We start from the raw sequence: 8,455 nt of genomic DNA, 5'->3' as shown, positions 1-8,455 counted from the left end.
GCGGCGAAGAAGATGGCCGCGGACGCCAAGAAACTGCGCGAGGACGCGGCGACCAAGGCGAAGAAGAAACTCGAGGAAGCCTCCGACGCCGGTATCCAGAACCGCAGTTGGTGGGAGGACGCGGTCGACTGGGTCTCGGACAACTGGGACACCATCGTCGCCGTCTGCAAAGTCGTCGTCGCCATCGTCGGCATCATCGCGATGATCATCGGCGGGCCCATCCTCGGCGCGATCGTCCTCATCGCCGCCCTCGTCGTCCTCGCCGACACCCTCAACAAATACCTCAACGGCCAAGCCACCCCCTGGGACGTCGCCTTCGCAGCCCTGGACTGCATCCCCGGCATGAAAGGCCTCACCAGCCTCCGCGGCCTCGCCAAGGGACTGAAGGGACTCAAGGGCGGTCTCAAAGGCATGGCCGCCGGCGTCCGTGGCCTCGGCAAGGGTGCCCGGAGCATGCTCGCTCGAGGCCAGGACGCCTTTGCGCGCAACGCGAAGGCGATCATGGCGAAGCTGACCGACCCGATCGACCTGGCGAACGGCAAGATGTATCTGCCGCAGACGGACCTCGAGCTTCCGGGCCTGCTACCGCTGGTGCTGTCGCGCAGGGTGGAGTCCGGATACGGGGCGGGCTGGTGGTTCGGCCCCTGCTGGGCCTCCACTCTCGACGAGCATCTGGAGATCGACGCGGACGGTGTCCTCTACGTCACGGAGGCCGGGCAGATCCTGCCGTACCCGCACCCCGAAGGCCCCGACGTATCGGTGCTGCCGGAGGCAGGTCAGCGCTGGCCGCTGCGCCGGCTCGACGACGGTGGCTACGCAGTGACCCATACCGACACCGGCCACACGCGTCGCTTCGCCGCTCCCCGGGGCGGCGTAGCCCTGCTCCGCCGGATCACCGACCGCAACGGGCACTCCATCACGTTCGACCACGACGAGTACGGCACCCCGACTGCGGTGCGGCACTCCGCCGGACACCACGTCAAGGTCGACACGGAGGACGGTCGCGTCACCGCGCTCCACCTGGCAGGTGCCGCGGCGGACGGCTCGGACATCACGGTCAAGCGGTTCGGATACACGGCCGGCCTTCTCACCGAGGACATCAACTCCTCCGGCCTGCCGCTGCGTTACCGCTACGACGAACGCGGTCGCGTCGTCTCCTGGACCGACCGAAACGACTCCGGATACTCGTACACGTACGACGAACTCGACCGCTGCGTCGCCGAGAGCGGTGAGGGCGGGCACTTCTCGCTCACACTCGAGTACGACCGGACGCTCCCCGAGTACCCGGGGCACAAGGTCACCGTCCTCACCACCGCCGAGGGGGAGGTGTCCCGCTTCGTCGTCAATGACGCGTGCCAGGTGATCGCCGAGATCGATCCGCTCGGCCACACCACACGCACGGGCTATGACCGCTACCACCACCTCACGTCTCACACCGATCCGCTCGGCCATGTCACCGAGTACGTGAACGACGAGGCGGGCCGCCCACTGGTGATCCGCCGTCCCGACGGCCGCGAGACCAGGGCGACGTACAACGAACTCGGCCTGGTCACCGAGACGGTGCTGCCGGACGGCCGCCGCTGGGCCCGCACCTACGACGAGCGCGGCAACGGCCTCACGCTGACCGATCCGACGGGCGCGACCAGCCACTTCACGTACGACCGGCAAGGCCGGCTCACGGAGTTCACGGACGCGCTCGGCCGGACCACGCACCTCACCTGTGACCGGGCGGGCCTCACGGTGGAGGCGGTCGATCCGCTCGGTGGCCGGACCCGCTTCGAGCGTGACGCCTTCGGCCGACCGGTCGTCGAGACGAGCCCGCTGGGCAGTGTGACCCGCTGGGAGTGGACCACCGAGGGCAACCTTCTCCGCCTCGTGGGGCCGGACGGAGCCACCGAGTCCTGGGAGTACGACGGGGAGGGCAACTGCCTGAGACACACCGACGCGGTGGGCGCGCTGACGCACTACGAATACAGCCACTTCGACCTGCTGACTGCTCGTACAGAGCCGGACGGCGCGCGCTATCGCTTCGAGTACAACGCACAGCTCCAGTTGACCCGAGTGACCAACCCGCACGAGCTGGCCTGGGACTACTCGTACGACGCCGCCGGGCAACTGGTCGCGGAGTCGGACTTCGACAACCGGACGGTCCGCTACGGACGGGACGCGGCCGGACGGCTCATATCCCGTACGACCGCGCTCGGTGACGTCATCCGCTACACCCACGACGAGCTGGGACGGGTGACGTGCACCGAGAGCGGCGGCCGGGCGACGGTCTTCACCTACGATCCCGCCGGACAGCTGCTGCGCGCGCTGTGGCCGGACGGGGAGCTGACCCGCGACTACGATCCGGCGGGGCGGTTGACGGCCGAAACGGTCGATGGTCGCACCCTGCACCTGAGTTACGACGCCGTTGGCCAGCTCGTCGAGAGGCGCACTCCTTCCGGGGCGCGCACGGTCTACACCTATGACGCGGCCGGCCGGCGCACACAGCTGACCACCGCGGGGCGCACGCTCTCGTCCGCGTATGACGCGGCGGGCCACGAAACGCATCGGCGCTGGGGCGCTGCCGTGCAGATGTCCCAGAGCCGCGATGTCGCGGGCCGCCCCCTGTCCCGGCAGCTGACCGGCCCGGGCGGACCGGTTCTGCCCCGACAGGACCTCACCTGGCGGCCGGACGGTGCCCTGACCGCTGCGGGCGACCGGCGTTACACGCTGGACCGTGCCGGGCGGGTCACCGAAGTTCGCGCACACGACTGGGCCGAGACCTACGCGTACGACGAGTCGGGCAACCAGAGTGAGGCCCACTGGCCCTCGAGTCACCCAGGGGCCGAAGCCGTCGGGGCACGTACATATGAGGGCACCCGGCTCCTGACAGCCGGACGGGTCGACAACCAACACGACGCGGCCGGGCGCCTCGTCACCCGGCGCCGCACCCGTCTGTCGGGCAAGCCGGCCGTGTGGCGGTATGCCTGGGATGCCCAGGACAGGCTGACCTCGGTCACGGTGCCGGACGGCACGGTCTGGCACTATCGCTACGACCCGTTCGGGCGCCGGATCGCCAAGCGGCATCTGTCCGCAGACGGAAGCACGGTGCTGGAGGAGACGCTGTTCACCTGGCACGAGGGGACGATGGTGGAGCAGTCCACCGCCTCCGCGCAGTGGCCGAGCACGCAGACGCTGACCTGGGAGTACGAGGACGGCGGGGTGGCGCCCTTGTCCCAGACGGACCGCTACGGCTCCGCCTCTTCCGCTGCCTCGGCATCGCAGGACGAGGTGGACGCCCGTTTCTACGCCATCGTGACCGATCTGATCGGTACGCCCACCGAGCTCCTCGACGAAGCGGGCAACACCGTCTGGCGCCAGGCCTCGACCCTGTGGGGCTGCACCACCTGGAACACCGACGCCGGCGCATACATCCCGTTGCGCTTCCCCGGCCAGTACCACGACCTGGAAACCGGGCACCACTACAACGTGCACCGGCACTACGACCCGGAGACCGGCCGGTACCTCAGCCCCGATCCGCTCGGCCTCCTCCCGGCCCCCAACCCCGTCTCGTACCCGCACAATCCGCTCACGTGGGCCGACCCGCTGGGACTCTCGCCGTACGCCCCGATCCGGATCAAGCCGGGGCAACAGCTCAGCGGGGCCTACAAGTTGAGCCCGCCCGAGATGGAATTCGTGAAGGCCTTGATGGCGCGGAAACCGAACCTGCAGCTGTACCGGACCCATGGCGAGAAGTTCCAGGGCGACTTCATGGCGGTGGACAGGTCCGACCCCAAGAACCTCGTGGCGTTCGTCGTCGACCATAAGATGGGTGGCGGAAACGCCGGACAGCAGCTCAAGAACGCGATGGACGCCGCCCGCCATGTCAAGATCACCGATCCTCGCAGGGTCATCACAGGCTCGGGCGACACTCCCAAACTGCTGGAACTCATGAGCCGCGGTCGAGGGGAATGGAACACGTAATGATCGTCTTGCCGACCCGGCTCAACGAACTGCTGGACGACGTGGACGACCTCCGTGCGGCCACCCTGGCGCTGGACTTCGCGGAGCACGCGGTCGAGCTCCAGGCGGACGCGCTCGACCCCAGGCTGCTGGGCGCTTACGCCGAGTACATGGGCGCGGCCCACGAGGCCATCGAGCTGGGGCGGGCGACCGACCGGCTCGTCCGGGCAAACGACGCCTGTTTCGAGGTCGGCTGGGAATTTCCCGGGCACTCCGAGATCACGGGCGTCGCGGAATCCGCCGTGCGGCTCGGTTGCCAACAGATGCTGATCGACGTCGGCGCGATGAACAAGGCGGGACGGACCATTCAGACCCGCCAGTACATCGCCCGCCAGGCCCAGTCGGACGTCGGCCGCTGGTACGCCCAGCAGGCCCCGGCCGATGGCGACCGCCGCCAGGTGGACCGGGCCGCCCGCTGGGAGGAGGCTCGTTGGCAGCTGCTCCATGTGATTGCCACGGAGCCGAATCCACATGCCCCGGACGCCGGGTAGACCACTCAACAAACAATTGCGGGCACACGCCGCCTCCGGCCGTGGCTCATTCCCCGGATTTCCCGGCGCAGACGACGGGCGACCGGCCGCCGCGGCCGCGTACGGCAACTGCCCACCAGTCCGGCAACGTCATGCAGAACTCCCCTGTTCAGGGCAGTCTCGCACCGGCCCCGGTAACCGTCCCTTCCAGTCGCCCCCGCAACCCTGCCTGGGCGGGGTTGCGGAGGCTCTGGAGCAGCCACTGGGAATGACCGCTCACAGAAAGGCCGGCATCACGTCCTCTCCCCGTCCCACCAGCACTCCGACCGCATCCTCAGGTGTGTGCCCCTCAAGTGGCGTGTCACGTACTGCCACATGAACCGCCCACGTGACGTACGCGGTTGGCGTGGCCCCGGGCGACGACGCGGCGGGGCTCAGCCCGTGAGGTCGGCGAGGCCCATCAGCGTCAGGGCTTCGCGCTGCTTGTCCGCCGTGGCCTGGTTGATGTGGTTCAGCAGTGGCTTCACCGTGGCTCCCACCGCCGTGCGCAGGGGGCGCTGCCCCGTCTCCGCCTCCACCAGGGCGACGATGGCGTCGACGACCTCCTGGGGTCCGGGGCCGTCGACGGACTCCGGGGTTTCGCTCAGGGCGGCCAGGACGGATCGCAGGCGCGTACCGGTCTCCCCGTATTCGGCCACGTACGCGGCGTCCTCGGCCCGGAGGGCGTTGCTGCCCAGTTCGGTTGCGTAGGCCGCCGGTTCGACGATGACCGAGTCGATGCCCAGGGGCCGCAGTTCGTAGCGGTAGGTCTCGGCGATGGCTTCGAGCGCGAACTTCGCCGCCGTGTACGGGCCGAAGTACGGCAGGACCATACGGCCGGAGCCGCTGGTGACGTGGACGAGCAGGCCCTCGCCGCGGCTGCGCAGATGCGGCAGCACGGCGCGGTTGACCCGGACCGCCCCCAGGGCGTTGAGGCGTACGACGGACTCCACCTGTTCGGCCGTGAAGGACTCCAGGAGGCCGGAGCTGGTGGCGCCGGCGTTGTTGATGACGACGTCCAGGTCGCCCAGGACCAGGACGCGTTCGACGGCGGCGGCGATGGATGCGTCGTCAGTGACGTCGAGTTCGACGGTGTGCAGATCCCAGCCCTTCTGGGATGCCTTCTCAAGCAGCCGGGCCGAGGCGTCGGCGTTCCGTCCGGTCATGTCGCGCATGGAGGCGTACACGCGGTGCCCGCGCTCCGCCAGGGTGAGGGCGGTCAGGTGGCCGAATCCACTGCTCGCGCCGGTGATGAGGACGGAGTGGCGTGATGACATGGTGGGCCCTTTCGATGCGGTCGGAGCGATGGGTTCTGCCGCACGGCGCTGTGTCGGCGGGGGTGGTGCGGGAGGGGAGGCGGCTCCGGGCACCGGCGGTCAGGCCGGGCTCCTGGTCCAGCCCGTGTCGACGAGCTCACACGAGAGTGGTCGTGTCACGTGCTGACGTGCGCACACCCGGTGTTCGCCTGCTGCGATGCGCGAGCTCACGACGGCGGGAGCGCGCGACGGGTGGCGGGACGGGCCGCGTCCTCATTCACGCTCTCCATCGTCCCGGCCGCGCCGCGGTGCTCCCGGCCGTACGAGGAACCGCGTCCGCGCTTGCCGGCCGCGCGCCACAGACCTACAGGTCGGAGTGGTGTCTGTGGCCGCGCTCACAGGGTGATTCGGGCGGCCTTGTCCCCGGGCCCGTCCGTCGATGCTCGCCGTACGGCCGCGGGGAGTGGGGCCGGGCATCAGGGCCGCAGGACGAGCCGCTTGCCGCGCAGCAGGCCCTCCTCCATACGCCGGTGTGCCTCCGCCGTGTCGCGGAGCGGGGCGGTCTCGACGGCCCGCGGGCTGAGGCGGCCTTCGGCCAGCACACCGTTCATCACCGCGGCGGCGTCGGCCAGTTCGGCCGTCGTGGCGTTCGAGATCGCGAATCCGATGACCGACTGGTCGCCGGAGTAGAGCGGGCCGGCCGGGAGGACGGGGCGGGAACCGAAGCCGGACATCAGCACGATCCGGCCACGGTGCGCGAGCAGGCCGACGGCTTCCGGCAGATCGTTCACGCCGGAGGTGTCGAGCAGGACATCGACGCCTTTGGGCACGGTGTCGCGGATCCGGCGCGGCAGTTCGGGGTCGCGGTAGTCGAGGACCGTGTCCGCTCCGAGCGACCGGCAGTGGTCCGTGTCCTCCCGCCTGGCCGTGGCGACGACCCGCGCGCCCGCCCGGGCGGCGAAGGCGACCGCGGCGCCGCCGACGTTCCCCGCCGCCCCGGCGACGAGCACCGAGGCTCCGGAACGGACCAGGGTGTCAACCGGGTTGACGGGCGTGGCCAGGACGTCGACCAGGTCGTCCGTGGGGGCCCGGGCGCGGAGCGGGTAGTTCCCCGTACCGGATCACGTCGGGCGGGCCGAGCGTTTCGACATAGGCGGCGCGCATGGCTCATCACTGTCGCACCGCGACGGTCGATCGCCCGAGGGCGCGACGGCGCGGCGGAGTGGTGCGCGTCCGATCAGGCCGCGCCCCACGCGCCCCACGCGCCCCACGCCCCGCGCTGCGGGCAGGCCTGTGCTGCTCCGGGCAGCGCTGAGTCCGCTCGGGCGGGACTGTGCTGCTCCGGCCAGCGCCGAGTCCCTTCGGGCAGGACTGTGCTGCTCCGGCCAGCACCGAGACCTGCTCCGGCCAGCACCGAGACCTGCTCCGGCCAGCACCGAGACCTGCTCCGGACCGTAGCAAGCCGCTCCGGCGGCCCCGCGCTCCGCAGCCCCGCGCCCCGCTGTCCGCGCTCGGGGGCGGGCCCCGCCCCTGGCCCTGCGGGACGCAGCCGTGCGTACGGGCAGCAGGGCCGCGTACGGCCGGCGCACCGCGCTCCCGGACCGCTGCCGACGGGCGAGTGTCCGCGCCTGGTGTCACGCTGAAGTCATCAGAGATCTGCGAAGGGAATCGCCATGATCAGCACTGACTACGTCGTCGGATCTCCGTGCTGGCTGGATCTCGGCGCTCCTGACACCGCCGCCGCGGCCGACTTCTACGGTTCGGTTTTCGACTGGGACTTCCAGCCCTTCGGGGAGGAAGCGAGCGGCTACGGGGTCTTCAAGGTGGGCGAGAAGATCGCGGGCGGCGTCGGGCCGCTCACCGAGCAAGGGGCCCGCTCCGCCTGGATGATCTACTTCAACACCCCGGACGCCGATGCCACGACCCGGGCCGTGGAGCGCTCGGGCGGCACCGTGCGGGTCGCGCCGGTGGATGCCGAGGGCGAGGGACGGATGGCACAGTTCAGCGACCCGCAGGGCGGGCAGTTCGCCGTCTGGCAGCCGGGCAAGAGCCAGGGCCTCGATGTGGTGAACGAGCCGGGCAGCCTGTCCTGGACCGAGCTCTACACCACCGACATGCCGGCCGCAAAACGGTTCTACGCCGATCTCTTCGGCTGGCACAACCAGGACATCCCGCTGCCCGGCGGCACGGATACGTACTCGCTCATCAGCCCCTCCGAGGGCGGTGAGGAGCGCATGCAGGGCGGCATGATCGAGATGCCCCCGGACGCCCTCGGGCTGACCGGCGGGCGCCCGTACTGGCACCCGGTGTTCGAGGTCACCGACTGCGACGCCACGGTCGCCAAGGTCGCCGAGCACGGCGGCAGCCTGCAGATGGGGCCTGAGGACGCGGAGGGTGTCGGACGCCTCGCGGTCTGCGTCGACCCCAATGGCGCGGACTTCGTCGTCCTCACCCCCTCCGAGGACTGAGGGGCCCGTCACCCGCGCACGGAGCGATCCGTGACCATGGACCGTACGGTATGAGACATCTAGACATGTCCCGTGATTCGGGGATCGGGTTTCGGTCGGAAGCGAGCGTGGCTGAATCCGTTCTTGTGCCGTGTCGGGGTCTCTGAACAGGGAAGACGCATCAGAGATGGCTCTCCGCCGCATTGGCGGGGGGCCTCTCTGCGTAAGCGGCCGA

At 70.2% G+C, this 8,455-nt stretch carries 4 protein-coding genes and 1 pseudogene; 3 read left to right on the top strand and 2 right to left on the bottom strand.

All coding sequences use genetic code 11. The features are described from left to right. The first annotated feature begins 12 nt into the window (after nt 1-12). Nucleotides 13-3,969: an RHS repeat-associated core domain-containing protein gene (locus AB0M26_RS25455; protein WP_365264198.1), complete on the top strand. Its 3,957-nt coding sequence runs from the start codon at nt 13-15 to the stop codon at nt 3,967-3,969. Beyond that, nucleotides 3,969-4,499 (top strand): hypothetical protein, encoded by a 531-nt coding sequence (locus AB0M26_RS25450; protein ID WP_365264197.1) that lies wholly within the window; start codon nt 3,969-3,971, stop codon nt 4,497-4,499. The genes AB0M26_RS25455 and AB0M26_RS25450 overlap by 1 nt, the downstream gene beginning before the upstream one ends. Nucleotides 4,500-4,912: 413 nt before the next feature. On the opposite strand, the gene AB0M26_RS25445 is transcribed toward AB0M26_RS25450, so the two are convergent. Both AB0M26_RS25445 and AB0M26_RS25440 read right to left on the bottom strand, forming a co-directional pair. Further along, nucleotides 4,913-5,794, bottom strand: coding sequence for an SDR family oxidoreductase (locus tag AB0M26_RS25445; RefSeq protein WP_365264195.1), 882 nt, complete (start codon nt 5,792-5,794; stop codon nt 4,913-4,915). A 455-nt stretch (nt 5,795-6,249) separates the two neighbouring features. Beyond that, nucleotides 6,250-6,937 (bottom strand): annotated as a pseudogene (locus AB0M26_RS25440) (zinc-binding dehydrogenase). A gap of 509 nt (nt 6,938-7,446) precedes the next feature. Here AB0M26_RS25440 and AB0M26_RS25435 point away from each other — a divergent pair. Continuing rightward, the gene (locus AB0M26_RS25435) at nt 7,447-8,241 is read left to right on the top strand and encodes a VOC family protein (protein WP_365264193.1); all 795 of its coding nucleotides are present in this window, start codon (nt 7,447-7,449) and stop codon (nt 8,239-8,241) included. The last annotated feature ends 214 nt before the right edge of the window (nt 8,242-8,455 follow it).

Origin of the sequence: Streptomyces sp. NPDC051776, assembly GCF_040681345.1 — a bacterium.
Taxonomy (GTDB): domain Bacteria; phylum Actinomycetota; class Actinomycetes; order Streptomycetales; family Streptomycetaceae; genus Streptomyces.
Note: the sequence above shows the minus strand (reverse complement) of the source record. Positions and strands in the feature narration are given on the sequence as shown.

Bases quoted from the DNA above. Each gene is read 5' to 3' on its own strand.
- AB0M26_RS25455 (WP_365264198.1), top strand. From the start codon at position 13: ATGGCCGCGGACGCCAAGAAACTGCGCGAGGACGCGGCGACCAAGGCG.
- AB0M26_RS25450 (WP_365264197.1), top strand. From the start codon at position 3,969: ATGATCGTCTTGCCGACCCGGCTCAACGAACTGCTGGACGACGTGGAC.
- AB0M26_RS25445 (WP_365264195.1), bottom strand. From the start codon at position 5,794: ATGTCATCACGCCACTCCGTCCTCATCACCGGCGCGAGCAGTGGATTC.
- AB0M26_RS25435 (WP_365264193.1), top strand. From the start codon at position 7,447: ATGATCAGCACTGACTACGTCGTCGGATCTCCGTGCTGGCTGGATCTC.